19 protein-coding genes and 1 CRISPR repeat array are annotated in these 24,203 nt (G+C 41.1%); of the genes, 14 read left to right on the top strand and 5 right to left on the bottom strand.

Annotated elements, in window-relative coordinates:
* Positions 1-2: 2 nt before the first annotated feature.
* Both cas2e and alr read left to right on the top strand, forming a co-directional pair.
* Complete coding sequence (gene cas2e / locus DK866_RS00255) at positions 3-296, top strand: type I-E CRISPR-associated endoribonuclease Cas2e (protein ID WP_109407251.1); 294 nt, start codon at positions 3-5, stop codon at positions 294-296.
* Positions 297-353: 57 nt separating this feature from the next.
* Positions 354-1,602: direct repeats of the CRISPR family, unit length 29 nt; unit sequence GTGTTCCCCGTATGCACGGGGATAAACCG.
* A 208-nt stretch (positions 1,603-1,810) separates the two neighbouring features.
* Positions 1,811-3,034 carry an alanine racemase gene (alr, locus tag DK866_RS00250; protein WP_109407250.1) on the top strand — a complete coding sequence of 408 codons (1,224 nt, stop codon included), beginning with the start codon at positions 1,811-1,813 and terminating at the stop codon, positions 3,032-3,034.
* 25 nt (positions 3,035-3,059) lie between these two features.
* On the opposite strand, the gene DK866_RS00245 is transcribed toward alr, so the two are convergent.
* From DK866_RS00245 to ackA, 3 genes are all read right to left on the bottom strand, one after another.
* Positions 3,060-3,248, bottom strand: a complete 189-nt coding sequence (locus DK866_RS00245) for a Hok/Gef family protein (RefSeq protein WP_109407249.1) — start codon at positions 3,246-3,248, stop codon at positions 3,060-3,062.
* Positions 3,249-3,400: 152 nt separating this feature from the next.
* Positions 3,401-5,545: a phosphate acetyltransferase gene (pta, locus tag DK866_RS00240; protein WP_036935553.1), complete on the bottom strand. Its 2,145-nt coding sequence runs from the start codon at positions 5,543-5,545 to the stop codon at positions 3,401-3,403.
* Positions 5,546-5,622: 77 nt separating this feature from the next.
* Positions 5,623-6,825, bottom strand: coding sequence for an acetate kinase (gene ackA, locus DK866_RS00235; protein ID WP_072068617.1), 1,203 nt, complete (start codon positions 6,823-6,825; stop codon positions 5,623-5,625).
* A gap of 392 nt (positions 6,826-7,217) precedes the next feature.
* Between ackA and yfbV the strand changes: the two genes are divergently transcribed.
* The 4 genes from yfbV to DK866_RS00215 all read left to right on the top strand — a co-directional run bounded on the left by yfbV (position 7,218) and on the right by DK866_RS00215 (position 10,943).
* Positions 7,218-7,673 carry a terminus macrodomain insulation protein YfbV gene (gene yfbV, locus DK866_RS00230; protein ID WP_072068616.1) on the top strand — a complete coding sequence of 152 codons (456 nt, stop codon included), beginning with the start codon at positions 7,218-7,220 and terminating at the stop codon, positions 7,671-7,673.
* 139 nt (positions 7,674-7,812) lie between these two features.
* On the top strand, positions 7,813-8,307 hold the full coding sequence (locus tag DK866_RS00225; RefSeq protein ID WP_072068750.1) for a YfbU family protein: 495 nt from the start codon (positions 7,813-7,815) through the stop codon (positions 8,305-8,307).
* 34 nt (positions 8,308-8,341) lie between these two features.
* A complete protein-coding gene (locus DK866_RS00220; RefSeq protein WP_109407248.1) occupies positions 8,342-9,004 on the top strand; it encodes a sugar phosphatase in 663 nt (220 codons plus the stop codon).
* A 109-nt stretch (positions 9,005-9,113) separates the two neighbouring features.
* Positions 9,114-10,943 carry an SLC13 family permease gene (locus tag DK866_RS00215; RefSeq protein ID WP_109407247.1) on the top strand — a complete coding sequence of 610 codons (1,830 nt, stop codon included), beginning with the start codon at positions 9,114-9,116 and terminating at the stop codon, positions 10,941-10,943.
* A 58-nt stretch (positions 10,944-11,001) separates the two neighbouring features.
* Here DK866_RS00215 and yfbR read toward each other — a convergent pair whose 3' ends face one another.
* The gene (yfbR, locus tag DK866_RS00210; protein ID WP_004243705.1) at positions 11,002-11,583 is read right to left on the bottom strand and encodes a 5'-deoxynucleotidase; all 582 of its coding nucleotides are present in this window, start codon (positions 11,581-11,583) and stop codon (positions 11,002-11,004) included.
* Between the two features lie 135 nt (positions 11,584-11,718).
* Complete coding sequence (locus DK866_RS00205) at positions 11,719-12,933, bottom strand: pyridoxal phosphate-dependent aminotransferase (protein ID WP_072068611.1); 1,215 nt, start codon at positions 12,931-12,933, stop codon at positions 11,719-11,721.
* 853 nt (positions 12,934-13,786) lie between these two features.
* Here DK866_RS00205 and hexA point away from each other — a divergent pair.
* The 8 genes from hexA (at position 13,787) to nuoH (ending at position 24,195) form a co-directional block, all read left to right on the top strand.
* Positions 13,787-14,704 carry a transcriptional regulator HexA gene (gene hexA / locus DK866_RS00200; protein ID WP_109407246.1) on the top strand — a complete coding sequence of 306 codons (918 nt, stop codon included), beginning with the start codon at positions 13,787-13,789 and terminating at the stop codon, positions 14,702-14,704.
* Between the two features lie 801 nt (positions 14,705-15,505).
* Positions 15,506-15,958 (top strand): NADH-quinone oxidoreductase subunit A, encoded by a 453-nt coding sequence (locus tag DK866_RS00190; RefSeq protein ID WP_072068609.1) that lies wholly within the window; start codon positions 15,506-15,508, stop codon positions 15,956-15,958.
* Positions 15,959-15,975: 17 nt separating this feature from the next.
* The gene (locus DK866_RS00185; protein ID WP_004243697.1) at positions 15,976-16,650 is read left to right on the top strand and encodes a NuoB/complex I 20 kDa subunit family protein; all 675 of its coding nucleotides are present in this window, start codon (positions 15,976-15,978) and stop codon (positions 16,648-16,650) included.
* A 76-nt stretch (positions 16,651-16,726) separates the two neighbouring features.
* The gene (gene nuoC / locus DK866_RS00180; RefSeq protein WP_109407245.1) at positions 16,727-18,523 is read left to right on the top strand and encodes an NADH-quinone oxidoreductase subunit C/D; all 1,797 of its coding nucleotides are present in this window, start codon (positions 16,727-16,729) and stop codon (positions 18,521-18,523) included.
* Positions 18,524-18,525: 2 nt separating this feature from the next.
* Positions 18,526-19,071 (top strand): NADH-quinone oxidoreductase subunit NuoE, encoded by a 546-nt coding sequence (nuoE, locus tag DK866_RS00175; protein ID WP_109407244.1) that lies wholly within the window; start codon positions 18,526-18,528, stop codon positions 19,069-19,071.
* The gene (gene nuoF, locus DK866_RS00170; RefSeq protein ID WP_072063177.1) at positions 19,068-20,432 is read left to right on the top strand and encodes an NADH-quinone oxidoreductase subunit NuoF; all 1,365 of its coding nucleotides are present in this window, start codon (positions 19,068-19,070) and stop codon (positions 20,430-20,432) included. Before nuoE ends, nuoF begins: the two co-directional genes overlap by 4 nt.
* A gap of 53 nt (positions 20,433-20,485) precedes the next feature.
* The gene (gene nuoG, locus DK866_RS00165; RefSeq protein ID WP_109407243.1) at positions 20,486-23,218 is read left to right on the top strand and encodes an NADH-quinone oxidoreductase subunit NuoG; all 2,733 of its coding nucleotides are present in this window, start codon (positions 20,486-20,488) and stop codon (positions 23,216-23,218) included.
* On the top strand, positions 23,218-24,195 hold the full coding sequence (gene nuoH, locus DK866_RS00160; RefSeq protein WP_006533300.1) for an NADH-quinone oxidoreductase subunit NuoH: 978 nt from the start codon (positions 23,218-23,220) through the stop codon (positions 24,193-24,195). Before nuoG ends, nuoH begins: the two co-directional genes overlap by 1 nt.
* Positions 24,196-24,203 lie beyond the last annotated feature (8 nt).

Raw genomic sequence — 24,203 nt, 5'->3', positions numbered from 1 at the left:
TAATGAGTATGATTGTTGTTGTAACTGAAGCTGTACCGCCTAGATTAAGAGGGCGGTTAGCTGTGTGGTTATTGGAAGTTAGAGCAGGGGTTTATATCGGCAATGTTTCTGCTCGAATAAGGGAAATGATTTGGCAACAAGTTAATACGCTTGCCGAAGATGGTAATGTTGTTATGGCATGGGGAACTAATACTGAATCCGGTTTTGATTTTCAAACGTATGGTGAAAATCGTCGAGAGCCTATTGATTTTGATGGCTTAAGGTTAGTGTTGTTTAAACCTTTAGACGATGAATAATTTTGGTAAAAATAAATATATTTTTTTATTTAATTAAATCAAATGGATATAATTAGAGTGTTCCCCGTATGCACGGGGATAAACCGATGGTGGTTCGATTGCCTTGCCTCCTCTAGTCGTGTTCCCCGTATGCACGGGGATAAACCGCAAAAGATATTGGTCGAGCAACCTACAAACAAGTGTTCCCCGTATGCACGGGGATAAACCGGTATTTATGATGACTGGGTGCGCATTCAGGGTGTGTTCCCCGTATGCACGGGGATAAACCGCTATATTGATTGTTTCTCCTGCACTATGCTTTGTGTTCCCCGTATGCACGGGGATAAACCAGGCTATCTACTCATGGCAATTATCCGGAAATGGTGTTCCCCGTATGCACGGGGATAAACCGTGATTATGGATACGAGCACATTTCCTTTAACGGTGTTCCCCGTATGCACGGGGATAAACCGCCAAGATTAGTGATGTATCGGCATCAATAAACGTGTTCCCCGTATGCACGGGGATAAACCGGTGCCTTTACGCCCGAGCAATTGGAAGCGTTAGTGTTCCCCGTATGCACGGGGATAAACCGCCACCAGCAAATGATAAAAAATACACTCCTAAGTGTTCCCCGTATGCACGGGGATAAACCGGTTGATGCTTATCTATCTGATGCGAAAGAGAGGTGTTCCCCGTATGCACGGGGATAAACCGCCATTTAATAGTTTAATGGTTTATTCAATAGAGTGTTCCCCGTATGCACGGGGATAAACCGGAAACTAATTAACGGATTTTAATTTCCCGTCAGTGTTCCCCGTATGCACGGGGATAAACCGCAATGAAAATAATCTCACAACTGATCTCGGCAGTGTTCCCCGTATGCACGGGGATAAACCGCGCAATTTGGCAAACAGCAGGGCATGATTAACGTGTTCCCCGTATGCACGGGGATAAACCGACCGTAAACAGTATGAAAACAAATATCTACGTGTGTTCCCCGTATGCACGGGGATAAACCGCAGAAAAATAAGTTTAGAGGGGCGGGGTAGGGGTGTTCCCCGTATGCACGGGGATAAACCGTTGAAAAAATGACACGCGGAATTCATAATAATGTGTTCCCCGTATGCACGGGGATAAACCGGTTTTAGGGCTTTAGCAAACCAATTAACATCAGTGTTCCCCGTATGCACGGGGATAAACCGCTATAACTGAGTTATCAGCTAATACATCTAAAGTGTTCCCCGTATGCACGGGGATAAACCGTGAATTCAGAATACGCACCTAAACTGGATATTGTGTTCCCCGTATGCACGGGGATAAACCAACGTTCCCTACAGGAATCACACCTATAATTTTTTTCCTTTTCTATTAATCTTCGTCATTGAGCCTATACATATATCACTTTGAATTAATATGTTTATTTTATGAATAATAATGCTATTATCCTGAGTGAATATTCACGATGTGTATATTTTCGTACCTAATTAATTATAAAAATAGGTTTAACATCACAATCACTAAGGAAAAAGAAGATGTCTTTTGGTATTCGATATCTTGCGTTGTTACCACTTTTTGTTATCACTGCTTGCCAACAGCCTGTTAATCACAATCCACCAGCGACTCAAACAGCTCAGGTTCAACCTGCAATCGTGAATAACTCATGGATTGAAATTTCACGTAGTGCGCTCGATTTTAATGTGAAAAAAGTACAATCACTTTTAGGTGATAAATCCTCGCTTTGTGCTGTTTTAAAAGGGGATGCATATGGCCATGATTTATCGTTAGTTGCACCTGTTATGATTGAAAACAATGTGCAATGTATTGGTGTAACGAATAACCAAGAGCTAAAAGAAGTGCGTGATCTAGGATTCCAAGGTCGTTTAATGCGTGTGCGTAATGCCACAGAGCAAGAAATGGCTCAGGCGACAAGCTATAACGTGGAAGAATTGATTGGTAACTTAGATATGGCTAAGAAATTAGATGCCATTGCTAAACAACAAAATAAAGTGATCCCTATTCATCTTGCCTTAAATTCAGGTGGAATGTCTCGTAATGGATTAGAAGTTAATAACAATGCGGGGCTTGAAGAAGCAAAGCAAATTGCTCAATTAGCTAACCTTAAAGTGGTTGGCATTATGTCTCATTATCCTGAAGAAGATGCGGATAAAGTAAGAGAAGATCTCGCTCGTTTTAAACAGCAATCACAAAAGGTATTGGATGTTACTGGGCTAAACCGTAAAGACGTTACTCTGCATATGGCAAATACTTTTGCCACAATTACCGTACCTGGATCATGGTTAGATATGGTGCGTGTAGGCGGGATTTTTTATGGTGATACCATCGCAAGTACAGATTACAAACGTGTTATGACTTTTAAATCCAATATTGCCTCAATCAATTATTATCCTAAAGGTAATACTGTTGGGTATGATCGCACTTACACACTAAAACGTGATTCAGTATTAGCTAATATCCCTGTTGGCTATGCAGATGGTTATCGTCGAGTCTTTAGTAATGCAGGACATGCTTTAATTGGTGGTCAACGTGTGCCTGTTTTAGGTAAAACATCAATGAATACGGTGATTGTTGATATTACCGATCTTAAAAATATCAATTCAGGGGATGAAGTCGTGTTCTTTGGTAAGCAAGGTAATGCAGAGATCACTGCTGAAGAGGTTGAAGATATTAGTGGTGCACTGTTTACAGAGATGTCGATTTTGTGGGGGGCGACCAATCAGCGTGTACTCGTGGATTAAAGTAGGGTACTTGTGATCACCAATCTCAACAACTTTTGAGAGAAATTGTGGGGGAATTTCCCCCACAAAACGATTTATCGCAAGATAAAATAGCTTGAACTACGGTGTCGCCACTACTGATATTAAAAGAACATAATCTTTCATGTTTCAGTAAAGCAAAACACCAAACTGTAATACATACAGTAATCAGCCCTAATAGGGCAAGCTTAGTCACTTCTCTTGACACTCTTTTATAAAGGAGACAGAATCAAGTTGGTTGTTTTTGAGACTGCCTCGAATTTTAGTCAAATAAGAAATCTGTAGAATAAAAAACGCCAAATGAAATTAATCATCTGGCGTTTTTTTATTTGAAGCGAACTTCAATAATTATGCGTTTTCTTGTTGGCTTGCTTGAATAGCTGTCAACGCAACGGTGTAGACGATATCGTCTACTAATGCACCACGAGAAAGGTCATTCACTGGTTTACGCATACCTTGTAACATTGGTCCGATTGAAACCAAGTCAGCTGAACGTTGTACCGCTTTATAAGTGGTATTACCGGTATTCAGATCAGGGAAGATAAACACAGTCGCTTTACCTGCAACTGGTGAGTTTGGTGCTTTAGATTTAGCAACATCAGCCATAACAGCTGCGTCGTATTGTAAAGGACCATCAATCATCAGATCAGGGCGTTTTTCTTGTGCTAAACGTGTTGCTTCACGAACTTTCTCTACATCGCTACCTGCACCAGAGTTACCAGTAGAATAAGAGATCATCGCAACGCGAGGGTCGATACCGAATGCAATTGCAGAGTCTGCAGATTGGATTGCGATTTCAGCCAGTTGTTCCGCTGTTGGATCTGGGTTAATTGCACAGTCACCATAAACATAAACTTGTTCTGGTAACAGCATAAAGAACACAGAAGACACTAATGAGCTACCCGGTGCAGTTTTGATTAACTGTAGTGGTGGGCGAATAGTGTTAGCAGTTGTATGAACAGCACCAGAAACTAGGCCGTCTACTTCGCCTTTTTCCAGCATTAATGTGCCAAGAACAACGTTATCTTCTAACTGTTCACGAGCAACAACTTCCGTCATACCTTTATTTTTGCGCAGTTCAACTAAGCGAGGTACATAGATTTCACGTACTTCTTTAGGATTGACTAATTCAATGCCTGTGCCTAATTCAACACCTTGTGCAGTTGCTACGCGACGAATTTCTTCAGGATCGCCTAACAGTACGCAAGTAGCGATACCACGATCAGCACAAATTGCTGCTGCTTTAACAGTACGTGGCTCATCACCTTCTGGTAAAACGATACGTTTTTTCGCTTTACGTGCTAATTCTGTTAATTGGTAACGGAATGCTGGTGGTGATAAACGGTTAGGGCGTTCAGAGTTAGCGGTCAGTGAATCAATCCATTGTGTATTGATATGTTGAGCAACGTAGTTCTGAATTTTTTCAATACGTTCATGGTCATCAGCAGGCACTTCTAAGCTAAAGCTTTGAAGATTTAAAGAAGTCTGCCAAGTGTTTGCATTAACCATAAAGATTGGTAAGCCAGTTTCGAATGCACGTTCACAAAGTTGTTTGATAGGAGCATCGATTTGGTAACCACCTGTTAGTAGGATTGCACCAATTTCAACGCCATTCATTGCTGCAAGGCACGCTGAAACTAATACATCTGGGCGATCCGCAGAAGTTACTAAAAGTGAACCAGGGCGGAAGTGCTCTAACATGTGTGGAATACTACGGGCACAGAAAGTCACAGACTTAATACGACGGGTTTCAATATCGCCTTTATTGACGACAGTCGCATTTAAGTGTTTTGCCATATCTGTTGCACGGGTAGCGATTAAATCGAAGTTCCAAGGAATGCAACCCAGTAAAGGCAGTGGGCTATTCTTTTCAATGGTTTTTAAATCGACATTAGAGATAATCGCTTTACTTGAATCATCAAATATTTCAGATAAGTCAGGGCGAGTACGGCCTTGATCATCAACAGGTGCATTTAGTTTGTTAACAATAACACCGGTGATATTTTGGTTTTTTACACCGCCAAATTCAGCACGTGCAAATTCAATACGCTCTTTTAGCTGTTCAACCGTGTTGTTACCTAATGCAGTAACGAAAACAATTTCAGCACCTAATGTTTTTGCAATTTCATAGTTTAATGATTGTGCAAAAGGGTGCTTACGCATAGGTACCAGACCTTCGATGAGAATAACTTCTGCATCAGCGGTGTTTTCATGGTATCTAGCAACAATTTCTTCCATCAGAACATCTTTTTGGTTTGAGCTGAGCAGAGACTCAACATAATCCATGTTTAAAGGTTCTGATGATTGAATAGTGGAGTGAGAACGGATAATTGCAGTTGTCTGATCTAATGCGCCTTTTACACGAGGTTGTGCAATAGGTTTGAACACGCTAAGGCGAACGCCTTTTTGTTCCATAGAACGGATAACACCCAAGCTGACGCTGGTTAAACCTACGCGTGTATCAGTTGGGACTAACATAATTGTACGGGACACGGAAACCTCTTTAAATATCGGTTGCTCGTTATGTAAAACAGTACTGCCAGCATGACACTGGCAGTACATCAAAGAACTTAAGCGGTCAGGCGACTTGCGTCCTGAGCGATAACTAACTCTTCGTTAGTTGGGATAACAACAGCAAGACGGCTGTTATCGGTAGTGATAGTGCCTGATTTACCGAAACGTGCATCTAAGTTACGTTGATGATCAACTTCAAAACCTAATAGAGCCAGTTTTTTCAGAGATAATTCACGTACCATTGCTGCGTTTTCACCGATGCCACCAGTAAAGATAATAGCATCTAAACGACCTTCCATCAGTGCACAGTAAGAGCCGATGTATTTCGCTAAACGATGGCAATAAACGTCCATTGCACGTTTAGCATCTGCTTTAGTTTCGTAGTTATCTTCAACATAACGGCAGTCACTAGTGACTTCAGTTAAACCTAATAAGCCTGATTCTTTAGTTAGCAGTTTATTAATATCATCAACGCTCATACCTAAAGTATCGTGTAAATGGAATACGATAGCAGGGTCGATATCACCACTACGTGTACCCATCACTAAACCTTCTAATGGAGTCAGACCCATAGAAGTATCAACACATTTACCGTTAACGATAGCAGATACAGAACCACCATTGCCTAAGTGGCAAGTGATTACATTCAGTTCGTCAACAGGTTTGTTTAACATTTTAGCGGCTTCACGGGAAACGAAGAAATGGCTAGTTCCGTGAGCACCGTAACGACGGATGCTGTGATCTTTATATAAGCTGTATGGCAGTGCATACAGATAAGCTTCTTCTGGCATTGTTTGGTGGAATGCAGTGTCAAATACCGCAACCATTTTCTCAATTAAATGAGGGAATGCTTTACGCGCTTCTTCAATACCAATAAGGTGAGCTGGGTTATGTAATGGAGCAAATGGGATAGCAGCTTCAATACCTTTGATAACTTCGTCAGTGATCACGACAGATTTAGTGAACTTCTCACCACCGTGAACAATACGGTGACCAATTGAAGCGATTTGTGCAGACAGTTCTGGTTTTTCAGCCAGAATAGTATTTACGATAAAGTTTAATGCTTCGCTATGAGCAGCACCTGCGCCTAACGCAGCTTCATGTTTTTGGCCATCCATTTTCCACTTCAGGCGGGCTTCAGGAAGGTTGAAGCATTCAGCCAAACCTGAAAGGAATTCTTCACCATTTTCTGGGTTGATAATTGCAAATTTAAGAGAAGAACTACCGCAGTTCAGTACCAGCACCAGCTTACTTGACATGGAATTACCTATTTATCTTGTTGTCGTAGTGTCTTTTATATTATAAAGACGGTGGTTAATAAAACGTCAATCATAAAAGCCTATCGCATTACTATGATGACATTAATGACGCGCATCATGCTTAAAGTAAAAAACTTGATGCTAATTATAGTTGCCAATCATTAATTGGACGATTTTTATTCACCCATTAGCTTTTCGCGTTAAAATCGGCGAAAAGGGTTGAAAATCACGCCGGCAAACAAAATATAGCGCTTTATTGCCACAAACCTTTAGAATGGGCACAGGATACAGAGTAAAGGCAACAAAGACAAAATATACTTAATTCTACTAAAAGATTTTTATTCTTTATAGATATTTTTTAAAAGTTACAGAAGAAATTGATTGAGGTCATTATGAGCGAACCGACAGTGACTCCTCCCGGCTTTTTTAAGAAGCTTCGTTTGGGTAATGAGTATTTAAAAACCTGGCCGGTTGAAAAGCAATTAGCGCCCGTATTCCCTGAAAATCGCATTGTCAAAGCAACACGATTTGGCATTCGCTATATGCCGCCGATCGCCATTTTTACAATGACATGGCAAATTGCTTTAGGGGGAAGTTTAGGGCCTGCAATTACAACAGCGTTATTTGCCTGTAGCCTGCCAATGCAAGGGTTATGGTGGTTAGGTAAGCGTGCAGCAACCCCTCTTCCAGGCACATTATTACGCTGGTTTTATGAGATACGTGAGAAATTTGAAGAAGCAGGCATTGCTTTAGCACCTGTGGAACAAACGCCGACTTACCTTTCTCTAGCACATTTATTAAAACGTGCTTTTAAGCAACTTGATCGCTCTTTTCTTGATGATGTGTAGAACATTTGTTCTACCTTCGTCATTTGTCATTATAGTCCTTAGAATTACCCCGTTGAGATCAAAAAACGCGTAGTTAACACTACTCAATACTTTTGATTAATGTCATGCTCTCCTCAATGATTTCTTTGGAGAATTAATGATGGAAATGACACACGCACAACGCTTGATCCTCTCTAATCAATATAAAATGATGACTATGATGGATCCTGATAACGCTGAACGTTATCGTCGCTATCAGACAATCATTGAACGCGGTTACGGATTACAATTACGTGAACTAGACCGTGATTTTGATGAAATGTCAGAGGAGACTTGCCGTACCATTATTAACGTCATGGAAATGTACCATGCACTGCAAGTTTCTCGCGATAACTTAAAAGACCAAGAAATGCCGGATGCTCGTCGTGTTGCATTTATTGGCTTTGATGCGGCGACAGAATCCCGTTATCTTAGTTATGTGCGTTTTATGGTGAATACAGAAGGGCGCTATACGCATTTTGATAGTGGCAGTCATGGTTTCAACTCACAAACACCAATGTGGGAAAAATACCAAAGAATGCTGGCTGTTTGGTTAGCCTGTCCTCGTCAATATCACCTTAGCGCCGTTGAAATCCAACAAATTCTTAATGCGTAATAAGTAACGCATCATTCTAAGGTAGGCATAAATTATGGCGATCACATGTAAAGGCTTTCTGTTTGATTTAGATGGAACATTAGTTGATTCATTACCCGTTGTTGAATATTGTTGGGCGTTATTTGGTGAACGCGTTGGCGTATCAACACAAGAGATTAATGACTATATTCATGGAAAGCCAGCCATTGAGTCGATTCGCCATTTTATGCCTAATGCTTCTGAACAAGAGATAACAGATACCTTTCGTTGGTTAGAAAAATTAGAATCAACACAAACAGAAGGTTTAGCACCGCTTCCGGGGGCTATTGAGTTAATTAATCACCTTAATGAATTAGATATTCCGTGGGCAATTGTGACTTCAGGTACCGTACCAATCGCATCAACGCGCCAATCTGTCACTGGTATTCCTGAACCTAAACATTGGGTTACAGCGGAATGTATTAGTAAGGGTAAACCTAATCCTGAGCCTTATCTTTTAGGAGCCAAAAAATTGGGTTTATTGCCTCAAGAGTGTGTAGTTTTTGAAGACGCAGCGGCCGGTATTTACTCTGGTTTAGATGCAGGATGTCAAGTCGTTGCTGTTCATGCCCCTTTATCCCTTCCTCGCCGTAATGAGATTCATTTAATTATTGATTCTTTAAATGATATTCAAATCGAGAGGCAAGCTGAAAAAGTGATAATAACGCACAAAAGATAGTCTTTTCTTTGATCATACTAGAAGACTTATCGATGTAAAAATGGTCTACTTATCAATGTAGTGAATTGATGTCTTAACCTGTTTTCACTTATTGCTGATCGAGGCCATTTTGAATAGCGAATTATTATGGGTTTTAAGCCTGCTATTGATAGCTATTGTCCTTTTTACGACCAACAAAATCCGCATGGATGTGGTCGCTTTACTTGTCATCATCGCATTCGTTCTTAGCGGTACACTTACATTAAATGAAGCCACAGTAGGATTTAGTGATCCTAACGTATTACTTATTGCTGCCCTTTTTGTTATTGGCGAAGGGTTAGTGAGAACAGGCGTGGCTTATCAAATGGGTGACTGGCTTGTACGTGTTGCGGGTAGCAGTGAAGTTAAAATGCTTGTGCTATTAATGATATGTGTTGCAAGTTTGGGGGCTTTCATGAGCTCAACAGGCGTGGTAGCTATCTTTATCCCTGTTGTGCTGAGCGTTGCTGCTCGGATGAAAACATCACCAGGTCGTTTAATGATGCCGCTAGGTTTTGCGGGCCTTATCAGTGGATTAATGACCTTAGTGGCGACTCCGCCTAATATGGTTGTTAACAGTGAATTAGTCAGAGAAGGATTGCCAAGTTTTCAATTTTTCTCCATTACACCAATTGGTATTGCTGTATTGTTTGCCGGTATTCTATATATGCTGGTAGTACGTCGTTGGTTAGGAAATAACGATAATGGGAAGCAAAAAGAGGCTTATCGTCGTACTTTCCGTGATCTTATTCGTGATTATCAATTAGCAGGACGTGCTCGTCGTTTAGCCATTCGTAAAGGCTCCCCACTTATAGGTCATTCACTTGATGAATTGCACCTACGTTCTCGTTATGGTGCAAACGTTGTTGGTATCGAACGCTGGAGGCGGTTTCGGCGTGTGATGGTCAGCGCAACAGGGGGCACTGAATTAAGAGAGCGTGATGTTTTATTGGTAGATATGTCTGCCAGTGATGTTGATTTGCGCGAATTTTGTCGTGAACAGATGCTAGAGCCGATGGTATTACGAGGAGAATATTTCTCTGAACAATCCCGCGATGTCGGTCTTGCTGAAGTATCTATGAATCCAGATTCAGAGTTATTAGGCAAATCATTAAGAGAGATAAAATTCCGTACTCGCTACGGGTTAAACGTTGTTGCTATTCGGCGAGAAGGTAATGCGTTACCGGGTAAAATTGTTGATGAGCCATTACGTCTTGGTGATGTGTTGTTGGTTATTGGTGATTGGAAGCTTATTCGGGTTTTATCGACTAAACCACGTAATTTTATCGTGTTAAATTTAGCCGCAGAAATTGAAACGGTTGCGCCAGCTTCATCACAAGCACCTCATGCATTATTTTCGTTAGCATTAATGGTGGCATTAATGGTGACAAATGAAGTGCCTAACTTTATTGCTGCACTTATTGCTTGTTTATTAATGGGTAAATTCCGTTGTATTGATATGGAAAGTGCCTATCGTTCTATCCATTGGCCAAGTATTATCTTGATTGTGGGTATGATGCCATTTGCCGCGGCATTACAAAAAACGGGCGGTATTGAGCTTATTGTAAATGGTTTAATGGATGTCGCTGGTAGTGCAGGGCCTCAAGTGATGTTGGTATGTTTATTTGTACTCTGCGCATCAATTGGGTTGTTTATCTCAAATACCGCAACGGCGGTATTAATGGCTCCTATTGCGATTGCCGCTGCAAATCAAATGAATGTTTCACCGTTACCATTTGCAATGGTGATTGGTGTTGCTGCATCAGCCGCATTTATGACACCTGTATCATCACCAGTTAATACACTTATTCTTGAACCTGGCGGTTATAAATTTGCAGATTTTATTAAGATTGGTGTGCCATTTACGATTATTGTAATGTTTATTAGCGTATTCTTGATCCCGCTATTATTTCCATTCTAATATTTTGCATTTTTCTAAAACGCCGTTTAGTTATTATAAACGGCGTTTTTTTGATCATTTACTCACTAATTTCATCAAGAGATAAACTAAACCCAGGTACAAACACCTTCATAAAATAGTCCATTTCAGGGCTGTGTCTTTCTGCCAATGTTTTTTCTAAGCGATTTTTTGCTAGATTAAATTCACTGTTACCTGCAGCAAGTTCTTCAAGGCATTTTAAATAAGCACATAAACTATCCGCTTGTTTGACAATAAAGGTTTCTTCCTCACTATGTAATTGTTCATCAATAAGAGGACGAAAATCTTCTTGTAATTCTTCGGGTAGCATTTCAATTAATTTTTGCTGTGCGTATTTTTCTATTTTTTTATATTCATGAGCAATCTGTGGATTATGGTACTTAATTGGGGTTGGCATATCGCCAGTGATCACTTCGCTGGCATCATGATACATCGCTTGTAATGCAATACGCTCCGCATTGACATTACCATCAAACTTACGATTTTTAATCACCGCTAAAGCATGGGCGACAAAAGCGACTTGTAAACTGTGCTCAGAAACATTTTCTTGGCGAATATTACGCATTAAAGGCCAACGAGTAATGAGTTTCAAGCGAGAAAGGTGGGCAAAAAAGTAACTCATAATATCTCCCAATTGCGTGATTGAAGACATTATTGTGAGTGGATAACTAACAGATGTAAACGTCAATAAAAAAGAAAATAAAAAAACGCAATATAACGGGTTGTTATACTGCGTTTTCTCTAATAGAAGACAATTTTATTGGTGATAACCCACAATAAAGCGTCCAAATTTTTGAATTGCCATATCTAAATCATCTTCACGGGGAAGGGTGACGATACGGAAATGGTCTGGATATGGCCAGTTAAAGGCCGTACCTTGTACCAGTAATACTTTTTCTTGCAGTAATAAATCAAGGATCATTTTCTGATCGTCTTTAATACTGTAGCGATTAAGGTCTATTTTAGGGAACATATACAATGCACCCATAGGTTTAACGCAAGACACACCAGGAATTTGATTGATCAATTCCCAAGCTCGATTGCGTTGTTCGTATAAGCGACCACCCGGTAGAATAAATTCGCTAATACTTTGATAACCACCTAATGCAGTTTGAATGGCGTGTTGCATCGGAACGTTGGCGCATAACCGCATGGAAGCCAGCATATTTAAGCCTTCAATGTAGCTTTTAGCATGCTTTTTAGGGCCGTTTAATACCATCCAACCTTGGCGGAAACCTGCAACGCGATAGGTTTTTGATAAACCGTTAAAGGTGACTGTTAATAAGTCAGGTGCCATCGCTGCAATAGAGTGATGTTCGGCATCATCATAGAGAATTTTATCGTAGATTTCGTCGGCGAAGATAATTAGGTCATGTTGACGAGCTATTTCAACGATTTCCATCAAAATATCTTTGCTATATACAGCACCTGTTGGATTGTTTGGATTGATAATGACAATACCACGGGTATTTTTTGTAATTTTGCTACGAATATCATCGAGATCAGGGAACCAGCCTTGTTGTTCATCACACATATAATGAACTGCGTTTCCCCCGGAAAGGGAAACAGCTGCTGTCCATAAAGGATAATCTGGAGCTGGTACCAGCATTTCATCGCCATTATTTAATAAGGCTTGCATCGCTTGTACGATTAATTCAGAAACACCGTTACCAATATAGATGTCTTCAACAGTGACGTCACGCATGTCACGAGCTTGATAATGCTGCATGATTGCTTTGCGCGCAGAGAACAGTCCTTTTGAATCACTATAGCCCTGTGAGCTTGGTAGATTGCGAATAACATCTACTAAAATTTCATCAGGTGCTTCAAAGCCAAAAGGTGCCGGGTTACCAATATTGAGTTTTAAAACTTTATTACCTTCTTCTTCCAGACGTTTTGCTTCTTGCAAAACCGGACCTCTAATGTCGTAACAGACATGTTCGAGTTTGTTTGATTTTTTAATCTGATTCATAGCGCGTTTACCTAATAGGGTCTGACGTGTATCTCTACTGTGGCGACTTAGCGACATTTATCGCCAATTGCTATTCATATAGAAAGATACAAATGAAAAGGCTGTCCCAGCAAATAACTGTTCTATCACTCTACTCTTACGTTACAAACTTTTGAAGATGCTAGGTAATTTTTGGTGTAAAAGGTCAGTTTATTCTTAGAATGTTATTTTGATGACTGATTGCGTGGCTTATGTAAGGTTTATATTTCAGTTTCAAGAATAATTCTGGATTATTATTCTGGTGAATAAGGGCTTTTTAGTGTGGTTATTAGAAATAAGTTGATGTGATACATAGGTAGATGGAATGTTGCATAATCAATTATTGAATAATTTTATCGGATTTGTATTATCTGACTTAATATATTAAATTTTCAAATAATATGGTTAAATCTACTTTATTCTATAGCAATCAATCAGTTTAAGTATAAATTAAATTTAAATCTTAAATTTAATTTATAGGGGAAGATACTTAAATCGGAATACATAGTTAAGATAATTTAAATTATTTTCAAAATGTTAAAATTTATGTACGAGAAAGCAATATAGTATGATCCAAGTCTAACTTGTGATGATGGTATGCAGTTCTTTCTTGTGAATGCTTGAAATGATAATAAAATTTAATTTGTTACAAAAAGATGCAATTCCTTTCTATCTAGGAGGTGTAAACGATAAGAAACAAATGTAAAGTATTCGGTATGTCTTTGCTCTCCTTTTCAGAGTAGAGTACTGTCTAATTAGAAGTCTTTTTTAGACTTTTGATAAAAAACACCAGGTATATGTAATTTAAAAATCAAAAATAAGTGAAGAATAAACAATGATTAATGCAAATCGTCCGATAATGAATCTCGACCTCGATCTGCTTAGAACGTTTGTAGCTGTAGCAGATTTAAACACGTTTGCAGCCGCAGCGGCTGCCGTATGTCGAACCCAGTCTGCTGTTAGTCAGCAGATGCAACGTTTAGAGCAATTGGTGGGCAGAGAGCTTTTTGCCCGTCATGGTCGTAATAAGTTACTTACAGAGCATGGCCTTCAATTATTAGGTTATGCACGTCAAATTTTACGTGCGAATGATGATGCAACTGCGTCATTAACGTATAGCGATGCGGAAGGGGAGTTACGTATTGGTGCCTCTGACGACTCTGTTGATACTTTATTGCCTTTTTTATTAAATCGTATCGCATCAGTATATCCGCGTTTAGCGGTTGATGTACGTATTAAACGTTCTCAATATATTGAAACAATGCTAGATAATCATGAAATTGATTTAGCATTAACAACAGCCCGTATTGGTCATCATCCGCGTACAGCGTTACGCACCGCACCTGTGTTATGGCACTGTGCGCCTGATTTCCAAATACAAATGAATGAGCCGATCCCTTTAGTTGTGATGGATGAAACAAACCCATTCCGTCAATTAGCAACGAACACACTAGATGATGCGGGCATTCAATGGCGTATTGCTTATGAAGCGGCTTCTTTATCAGCTGTTCGTGCTGCCGTAAATGCAGAAGTGGGTATTACAGCGCGTCCACTTGAAATGCAAAATGCCGATTTACGTATTTTAGGCGAAAGCGAAGGTTTACCTCGTTTACCTGAAACACAATATTGGTTATATCGTAACTTTGATGAACAAAATGAAGCGGTGTTAACAGTATTCAATGCAATTGAAAACAAGAAAACACCTTATACCGTCACTGCACCTGAAGATATTAGCTCTACTGATCTGGAATAATCACATTAATCGTTGTGTAAATATTGAGTGTTAAAACACAAAAATTAAAGATTAAAAAAAACAGTCAAATAAGACTGAATAGTGATGAATAATGATAAACGGGAATAGATGCAATTAAGCGCATTTATTTCCGTTTTTTTATTGTCATATTTGGATATAGTAACATTATGTTAATATTTATGTTGGTTTATGTATTTATCTTTGTGACATTTCATTCCATAACCGCCTTAACTACTTGTTAAAAAAATGTTTACCTTCCTCCTTGGTTAATCAGTTGTAGGATTTGTTAACAAATAAAAAGATTGTCTAGGTTTTTAGAGAATAAAAACGCAAATCAAAACGGATATTTGACCTCCTCCACAATATTGGAAAGTTAATTTGTTAAAATTTGGATAAATTTTAAACTGATTAAGTATTTTTTCGACTATTTTGTGAGTTTGATCAAGAAAATAAGGCACATTTGCCTGTGTTGAGTCAGGTTTTTCCTGAGATACTGGTGTAGTAAAATCGAATTATCGGTTAGACTAAGCGTGTTAGCAAAAATTTTGTAGATTGACTGACACGTTTTAGCATTAGCCAGTAATTGGGTGTTAAAAATGAGTGTTAAATTTGTTAAATCGCGATAGAAAACAGCGTAATTTATTACAAAGTTTTCTAAAAAATAAGAAAGGTATAAATAGACTGTTATTATTTCTTTAATTAGCAAGCCTGTTTAATTCGCCTTTTTTTTCGTAATTAGAAATGTGGTGTAAACCGCCGGATAAGAGTTGGTTAATTGACACCACCTTTGATGAGTAAGCAATGAGTATGTCTACAACCACCGAAGTTATCGCCCATCATTGGGCATTTGCTGTCTTCCTCATAGGCGCATTGGGGTTATGTTCGCTCATGTTGTTGGGTGCCCGCTATTTAGGCGGACGCGCACAGGCAAGGGCAAAGCATGTTCCTTATGAATCTGGTCTTGATTCTGTTGGCAGCGCTCGTCTGCGCATGTCGGCTAAATTCTATTTAGTTGCCATGTTTTTCGTTATTTTCGATGTTGAAGCACTGTTTCTTTATGCCTGGGCTGTTTCCGTTCGTGAAGTCGGCTGGTTAGGCTTTATTGAAGCATCAGTCTTCATCGCTATTTTATTAGCTGGATTATTCTATTTGGTTCGTATAGGTGCATTAGATTGGACGCCTATTCGCTCTCGCCGTGAAACTGCGAGTAAAAGCCATGTTCGATTAACCAGCGGCAAACATCCGCAGCAGTAATAAGCGAGGCATTAGAAATGGATTATACCCTCACCCGCATAGATCCGAACGGTGAGAATGACCGTTATCCCCTGCAATCACAGGAAATTGTCAGTGACCCATTAGATGCTCACGTTCATCGCAGCGTGTATATGGGAAAACTGGAACATGCGTTGCATGACGTTGTGAACTGGGGACGGAAAAACTCTTTATGGCCATATAACTTTGGTCTTTCTTGTTGTTACGTTGAAATGGTGACGTCATTTACAGCTGTGCATGACGTGGCTCGTTTTGGTTCAGAAGTATTACGTGCATCCCCTCGTCAAGCTGACTTTATGGTGGTTGCAGGTACTTGCTTTACAAAAATGGCACCGGTTATTCAGCGTTTATACGATCAGATGTTAGAACCTAAATGGGTTATCTCTATGGGTGCATGTGCTAACTCTGGTGGTATGTATGACATCTATTCCGTAGTGCAAGGTGTGGATAAGTTCATTCCAGTTGATGTGTATATTCCTGGATGTCCGCCACGCCCTGAAGCTTATATGCAAGCATTAATGTTATTACAAGAGTCCATTGGTAAAGAACGTCGCCCATTATCATGGGTTGTCGGCGACCAAGGCGTTTACCGTGCCAATATGCAATCAGAACGAGAAAGAAAACACGGTGAGCGTATCGCAGTCAAAAATCTGCGTACTCCTGACGAAATTTAAAGGCTTTTGCCTAAGACGTAACCAGAGCAATGTGTTGCGATCATAGTAACCCTGATCAAAGTTGTGGTGAATAGAAATGACCGATCAGATAGCGCAAAAAGGCGCTCGGCCAGCGTGGGAAACGACCGATCATATTGATGATCAGGTGGTTAATGAACTGCGTCAGAAATTTGGGCCAGATGCGTTTACGTTCCAGCCTACTCGTACTGGCATGCCAGTTGTTTGGGTTAAGCGGGAACAACTCATTGAGGTAATGCAATACCTCAAATCTTTACCAAAACCTTATGTCATGCTGTTTGATATGCATGGCTTTGATGAGCGCCTTCGTACGCACCGTCAAGGCTTGCCTGCAGCAGACTTTTCCGTTTTCTATCATCTGATATCAATCGATCGTAATAAAGATATTATGTTGAAAGTCGCATTAAGTGAAAATGATCTTAATGTTCCGACAATCACATCTCTCTTTCCTAACTCGAATTGGTATGAGCGTGAAGTCTGGGATATGTTTGGGATTGTCTTTAATGGGCACCCAAATTTACGCCGTATAATGATGCTTCCTGATTGGGAAGGTCATCCACTGCGTAAAGATTATCCTGCTCGTGCGACAGAGTTCGATCCTTATGTGCTGACAAAGCAGAAGCAGGATCTGGAAATGGAATCGCTGACATTTAAACCTGAAGAGTGGGGAATGAAACGCGGTACGGAGAATGAGGACTTTATGTTCTTAAACCTCGGCCCTAACCATCCATCCTCTCACGGTGCATTCCGTATTATTCTTCAGCTTGATGGTGAGGAAATCGTCGACTGTGTACCTGATGTGGGTTATCACCACCGTGGTGCTGAAAAAATGGGTGAGCGCCAATCTTGGCACAGCTATATCCCATATACAGATCGAATCGAATACCTTGGCGGATGCGTTAACGAAATGCCTTATGTACTTGCAGTGGAAAAACTTGCTGGTATCGAAGTGCCTGAACGCGTTAAAGTCATTCGTGTCATGCTGTCTGAGCTATTTCGTATTAATAGCCACTTACTGTATATCAGTACCTTTATCCAAGACGTTGGTGCAATGACACCGGTGTTCTTCGCCTTTACTGACCGTCAAAAAGTCTACAACATTGTTGAAGCGATTACTGGATTCCGTATGCACCCTGCATGGTTCCGTATTGGCGGTGTTGCTCATGACTTGCCACGCGGTTGGGAACGTTTATTACGTGAATTCTTAGATTGGATGCCAAAACGTCTAGATTCTTACGTAAAAGCAGCGTTGCAAAACAGTATTTTGAAAGGTCGTACTATCGGTGTCGCCTCATATAACTCGAAAGAAGCGTTAGAGTGGGGTGTCACAGGTGCTGGTCTTCGTGCAACAGGCGTTGAGTTTGACGTGCGTAAATGGCGTCCATATTCAGGTTATGAAAACTTTGAATTTGAAATTCCTGTCGCAAGTAATGGTGACTGTTACGATCGTGTAATGCTGAAAGTAGAAGAGTTACGCCAGAGCTTACGCATTTTAGAACAGTGCTATAAAAACATGCCAGAAGGGCCATTTAAAGCAGACCATCCACTGACAACGCCTCCACCAAAAGAGCGCACATTACAGCATATCGAAACCATGATTAATCACTTCTTACAGGTTTCATGGGGCCCGGTTATGCCTGCTAATGAATCATTCCAGATGGTTGAAGCCACTAAAGGGATCAACAGCTATTACTTAACCAGTGATGGCAGCACAATGAGCTATCGCACACGTATTCGTACGCCTAGCTTTGCTCACTTGCAACAAATCCCAGCGGTTATCCGCGGTAGCTTGGTTTCTGACTTGATTGTGTATCTGGGAAGTATTGATTTTGTAATGTCGGATGTGGATCGTTAATCATGCAAAATGAATTAAACCAAAAAGATGATGCGGTGCAGATTGAAGTTGTTGATGTCACGCATTCAAAGAAAGCGACGTTTGTATTAACTGAAGAAGAACGTGCTGAAATTGAACAAGAAAAACATCACTACGAAGATCCGCGAGCAGCATCTATAGAAGCACTGAAAATTGTGCAAAAGAACCGTGGATGGGTGGAAGACGGCGCAATCTATGCGATTGCGGATGTTCTTGGTATCCCTGCTAGCGATGTTGAAGGCGTTGCTACGTTCTATAGCCAAATTTTCCGTCAACCCGTTGGTCGTCACATTATTCGTTTTTGTGACAGCGTGGTTTGTCATATTACAGGTTATCAAGGCATTCAAGCAGCAATTGAAAAGCATCTTAATATCATCCCTGGTCAAACAACACCAGATGGTCGCTTTACATTACTGCCAACCTGCTGTTTAGGTAATTGTGATAAAGGTCCTACCATGATGGTAGATGACGATACTCACAGCTTTGTTAAACCTGAAGAGATTGAAACGTTACTGGAGCAGTATCCATGACAGCAATTTCAGGAGCAAAACCGATTATTCGTAGCGCAGAAACGCACCCGCTAACGTGGCGCTTACGCGATGATCGTCAGCCTGTATGGCTGGATGAATACCGTGCTAAAAACGGTTATAAAGCGGCAGAAAAAGCATTAAAAGGCATGTCACCGACTGAAGTTACGACAGAAGTCAAAGATGCTGGCCTAAAAGGTCGTGGTGGTGCTGGATTCTCAACAGGCTTGAAATGGAGCCTGATGCCAAAAGATGAAAGCATGAATATCCGTTACATCCTTTGTAATGCAGATGAAATGGAGCCGGGAACATATAAAGACCGTCTCTTAATGGAAGAACTTCCACATCTGTTAATTGAAGGGATGATTATCGGTGCTCACGCACTAAAAGCTTATCGTGGTTATATTTTCCTTCGTGGCGAATATATTGAAGCGGCTAAGCATTTACGCCATGCAATTGAGGAAGCAAAAGCAGCGGGTTTCCTTGGTAAAAATATCTTCGGTTCAGGTATTGATTTTGAACTGTTCGTTCATACAGGTGCTGGTCGTTACATCTGTGGTGAAGAAACAGCATTAATCAACTCCTTAGAAGGTCGTCGTGCTAACCCGCGCTCTAAACCACCATTTCCTGCAACATCAGGTGCATGGGGTAAACCAACCTGTGTCAATAACGTTGAAACACTGTGTAATGTGCCCGCGATTATTGAACATGGCAAAGATTGGTATATCGGCTTAAGTGAAGGCAAAAGCCCAGATGCGGGTACTAAATTAATGGGATTCTCAGGTCGCGTGAAATTTCCGGGCTTATGGGAATTACCATTTGGTACAACAGCGCGTGAGATCCTTGAAGATTACGCAGGCGGTATGCGCGATGGTCTTAAGCTGAAAGCATGGCAACCAGGTGGTGCAGGTACTGACTTTCTAACTGAAGATCATCTCGACCTCCCAATGGATTTTGGCACGATTGCAAAAGCAGGTAGCCGTTTAGGCACAGCGCTTGCGATGGCAGTAGATAATGAAATTAATATGGTTTCATTAACTCGCAACTTAGAAGAATTCTTTGCGCGTGAATCTTGCGGCTGGTGTACACCTTGTCGTGATGGCTTGCCATGGAGTGTCGAAATCTTACGTGCGATAGAAAACGGTAAAGGCCGCCCTGGTGATATTGAAACCCTTGAGCATTTATGTCGTTCTTTAAGTCCAGGACACACATTCTGTGCTCACGCACCGGGTGCAGTAGAACCTTTACAAAGCGCCATTAAATATTTCCGTGAAGAATTTGAAGCGGGCATTATTCAAGAAGATTATACCAATGCCAACTTAATCAGAGGTATTCAGCCTAACTTGCTGAAAAGCCGCTGGTAATTTTTCACGACACATTCTAGGTTTAACGCCTGCTGTGCAGGCCTTTGGGAAGCATGCTGACTATGGCTACGATTCATGTAGACGGCAAAGAATATGAAGTTAACGGGGCTGATAACCTGTTAGAAGCCTGTCTTAATTTAGGCTTAGATATTCCTTATTTTTGCTGGCACCCAGCGCTGGGAAGCGTTGGCGCTTGCCGCCAGTGTGCGGTTAAGCAGTATCAAAATGCTGAGGATACCCGCGGTCGTTTAGTGATGTCTTGTATGACACCAGCGACTGATGGCACGTTTATTTCTATTGATGACGAAGAAGCGAAGAAATTCCGTGAAAGCGTTGTTGAATGGTATATGACAAACCATCCTCATGACTGTCCAGTTTGTGAAGAAGGCGGTAACTGCCACCTTCAAGATATGACGGTAATGACAGGTCACACTATGCGTCGCTATCGCTTTACAAAGCGTACACATAGAAACCAAGATCTGGGACCGTTTATTTCTCATGAAATGAACCGTTGTATTGCTTGTTACCGCTGTGTTCGTTACTACAAAGACTATGCTGATGGTACTGATTTAGGTGTCTTTGGTGCACATAACAACGTTTTCTTTGGACGTGTTGAAGATGGCACATTAGAGAGCGAATTCTCGGGTAACTTGGTCGAAATTTGTCCGACGGGTGTATTTACTGATAAAACTCACTCATCACGTTATAACCGTAAGTGGGATATGCAGTTTGCACCAAGTATTTGCCAAGGTTGTAGCATGGGTTGTAACACAAGCCCAGGTGAACGTTATGGTGAATTACGTCGTATTGAAAACCGCTATAACGGGACTGTAAACCGCTATTTCCTCTGTGACCGTGGTCGTTTTGGCTATGGCTATGTGAACTTAGCAAGCAGACCTCGTCAACCTAAAAAACGTTTAGGTAGTAACTGGTTAGAGATCAATGCTGTTCAAGCAACTCAAGCTGCTGCGGATATGCTGAAAAAAAGCCAGCGTATTGTCGGTATTGGCTCACCGCGTGCAAGTATCGAAAGTAACTTTGCATTACGTGAAGTTGTGGGTGCTGAAAACTTCTATAGCGGTATTTCTGCATCAGAGCAGAAACGTTTGACATTAATGCTAGAGATTTTACAAAACGGTGGTGTTCATACTCCATCTCTACGTGAAATTGAAGATTACGATGCGGTTTTAGTGTTAGGTGAAGATTTAACGCAAACCGGTGCTCGTATGGCATTGTCTGTACGCCAAGCAGTGAAAGGTAAAGCACGCGAAATGGCTGCTGCACAAAAAGTCGCTGACTGGCAAATTGCTGCGATTATGAATATCGGGCAACGTGCGAAATATCCTCTGTTTGTGACTCATGTTGATGAAACTCGTCTTGATGATGTTGCTGCGTGGAGTTATCGTGCCCCGGTTGTTGATCAAGCACGCTTAGGTTTTGCAATTGCCAATAACATTAATGGTGAAGCACCTGCGGTTGATGGTATTGATGAAGCGCTGAATAAACATATCGAGATGGTTGTTCAAGCACTTTCTCAAGCAAAAAAACCATTAATTATCAGTGGTAGTCATGCAGGTAGCGAAGACGTTATTAAAGCCGCTGCCAACATTGCGTTTGCATTAAAAGCAAAAGGCAATGAAGTGGGACTTTCTTTCGTTGCTGATGATGCAAACAGCATGGGTCTTGCCATGATGAATGCGCAACCTCTTGATGATGCGTTAAAAATTATGCGCAGTGGTCAAGCTGACACCGTTGTTGTTATGGAAAACGATTTATATCGCCATTACGACGCTGATGTGATTGATGATGCGGTTGCGAAAGTGGATAACTTAATTGTTATTGATCATCAGCAAACAGACATTATGGCGAAAGCACATCTGGTTCTCCCTGCTTCTTCATTCGCTGAAAGCGATGGAACAATGGTGAGTCAAGAGGGCAGAGCACAGCGTTACTTCCAAGTTTTCGAACCTTCTTTCTATAACAAAGAAGTCGTGATGCATGAAAGCTGGCGTTGGTTAAGTGCGGTTGATTCACAATGGCATGAAAGAACACTGGATTGGACACAGTTAGACAATGTGATTGAACATTGTGCAACACGTCTTCCTCAGTTTGCGGGCATTGTTGATGCTGCACCGAATGCGTCATTCCGTATTCGCGGTCAAAAACTGGCACGTGAACCACATCGTTATAGTGGTCGTACATCTATGTTGGCGAATGTGTCTGTTCATGAACAGCGTCAGCCAAAAGATATCGACACGCCATTTGCATTCTCAATGGAAGGTAATAACAGCCCAACAGCGCCTCGTCAGCAAATTCCATTTGCATGGGCACCGGGTTGGAACTCACCTCAAGCATGGAATAAATTCCAAGCCGAAGTGGGTGGCAGCTTACGCTTTGGTGATCCAGGTGTGCGTCTAATTGAATGTGGTGATAATACACTAGGCTACTTCACGGATATTCCTGCGCCATTTAATGCACAGAAAAATCAGTGGACTGTCGCACCTTGCTACCGTTTATTTGGTAGTGAAGAATTATCACAACGTGCGGAAGTTATCCAATCTCGTATGGAAACGGCTTATCTAACATTGAGCGAATCTGATGCACAAGCATTAGCGTTAACTCAGGGTCAGCAAGCCATGTTTACTTACGAAGGTCGTGAATTCACCTTACCTGTGAAAATCAGTGCTCACCTGACTCAAGGTCAAATCGGCTTGCCGTTAGGTATGGCAGGTATTTCTCCATCGCTGGTGGGTGTATCGGTTCGTCAACTGCGGGGTATTGCATAATGAGCTGGTTATCTCCTGAAGTTACAGAGATTTTACTCACCGTTCTAAAAGCCGTGGTGATCTTGCTTGTCGTGGTCACCTGTGGTGCTTTTATGAGTATGGGGGAACGCCGTTTACTGGGATTATTCCAAAACCGTTATGGGCCTAACCGTGTAGGTTATGCAGGTTCAGCACAGCTAATTGCGGATATGATCAAAATGTTCTTTAAAGAGGACTGGATCCCAAAATTTGCTGACCGCTTTATCTTCACCATAGCACCAGTAATTGCGTTTTCATCTTTATTGCTGTCATTTGCCATTGTACCTGTTAGCTCAACATGGGTTGTTGCTGACTTAAACATCGGTATTTTATTCTTCTTGATGGTTGCGGGTATCGCGGTTTATGCCGTGTTATTTGCGGGTTGGTCAAGTAACAATAAATACTCATTGTTAGGTGCTATGCGTGCATCAGCACAAACCGTAAGTTATGAGGTGTTCTTAGGACTCTCAATCTTAGGGGTTGTTGCTCAAGCAGGCTCTTTTAACTTGACAGATATTGTGAATTCACAAGCGAATATGTGGAATGTCATTCCACAATTCTTCGGCTTTATTACGTTTGCGATTGCTGGCGTTGCTGTTTGTCACCGTCATCCATTTGACCAACCAGAAGCAGAACAAGAACTTGCTGATGGTTATCACATTGAATATTCCGGTATGAAATTCGGTCTATTCTTTGTCGGTGAATATATCGGGATCGTTGCAGTATCAGGTCTTATCGTGACGTTATTCTTTGGTGGTTGGCAAGGTCCTTTCTTACCATCATTCATTTGGTTTGCACTGAAAACAGGATTCTTCATGATGATGTTCATCCTTATTCGTGCATCGTTACCGCGTCCGCGTTACGACCAAGTGATGTCTTTTGGTTGGAAAATTTGCTTACCGTTAACTCTTATCAACCTGCTGGTAACTGCTGCAGTGATACTTTACAACGCTCAATAAGGGGTGAT

Origin of the sequence: Proteus genomosp. 4 str. ATCC 51469, from assembly GCF_003144375.1 — a bacterium.
Lineage (GTDB): Bacteria > Pseudomonadota > Gammaproteobacteria > Enterobacterales > Enterobacteriaceae > Proteus.
This window is presented reverse-complemented; position numbering and strand designations above follow the sequence as displayed.

Coding starts and splice junctions, on each gene's coding strand:
- nuoF (WP_072063177.1), top strand. CDS start 19,068: ATGACAGCAATTTCAGGAGCAAAACCGATTATTCGTAGCGCAGAAACG.
- DK866_RS00220 (WP_109407248.1), top strand. CDS start 8,342: ATGGCGATCACATGTAAAGGCTTTCTGTTTGATTTAGATGGAACATTA.
- DK866_RS00185 (WP_004243697.1), top strand. CDS start 15,976: ATGGATTATACCCTCACCCGCATAGATCCGAACGGTGAGAATGACCGT.
- ackA (WP_072068617.1), bottom strand. CDS start 6,825: ATGTCAAGTAAGCTGGTGCTGGTACTGAACTGCGGTAGTTCTTCTCTT.
- cas2e (WP_109407251.1), top strand. CDS start 3: ATGAGTATGATTGTTGTTGTAACTGAAGCTGTACCGCCTAGATTAAGA.
- yfbR (WP_004243705.1), bottom strand. CDS start 11,583: ATGAGTTACTTTTTTGCCCACCTTTCTCGCTTGAAACTCATTACTCGT.
- nuoG (WP_109407243.1), top strand. CDS start 20,486: ATGCTGACTATGGCTACGATTCATGTAGACGGCAAAGAATATGAAGTT.
- DK866_RS00225 (WP_072068750.1), top strand. CDS start 7,813: ATGGAAATGACACACGCACAACGCTTGATCCTCTCTAATCAATATAAA.
- nuoC (WP_109407245.1), top strand. CDS start 16,727: ATGACCGATCAGATAGCGCAAAAAGGCGCTCGGCCAGCGTGGGAAACG.
- hexA (WP_109407246.1), top strand. CDS start 13,787: ATGATTAATGCAAATCGTCCGATAATGAATCTCGACCTCGATCTGCTT.
- nuoH (WP_006533300.1), top strand. CDS start 23,218: ATGAGCTGGTTATCTCCTGAAGTTACAGAGATTTTACTCACCGTTCTA.
- alr (WP_109407250.1), top strand. CDS start 1,811: ATGTCTTTTGGTATTCGATATCTTGCGTTGTTACCACTTTTTGTTATC.
- yfbV (WP_072068616.1), top strand. CDS start 7,218: ATGAGCGAACCGACAGTGACTCCTCCCGGCTTTTTTAAGAAGCTTCGT.
- nuoE (WP_109407244.1), top strand. CDS start 18,526: ATGCAAAATGAATTAAACCAAAAAGATGATGCGGTGCAGATTGAAGTT.
- DK866_RS00205 (WP_072068611.1), bottom strand. CDS start 12,933: ATGAATCAGATTAAAAAATCAAACAAACTCGAACATGTCTGTTACGAC.
- DK866_RS00190 (WP_072068609.1), top strand. CDS start 15,506: ATGAGTATGTCTACAACCACCGAAGTTATCGCCCATCATTGGGCATTT.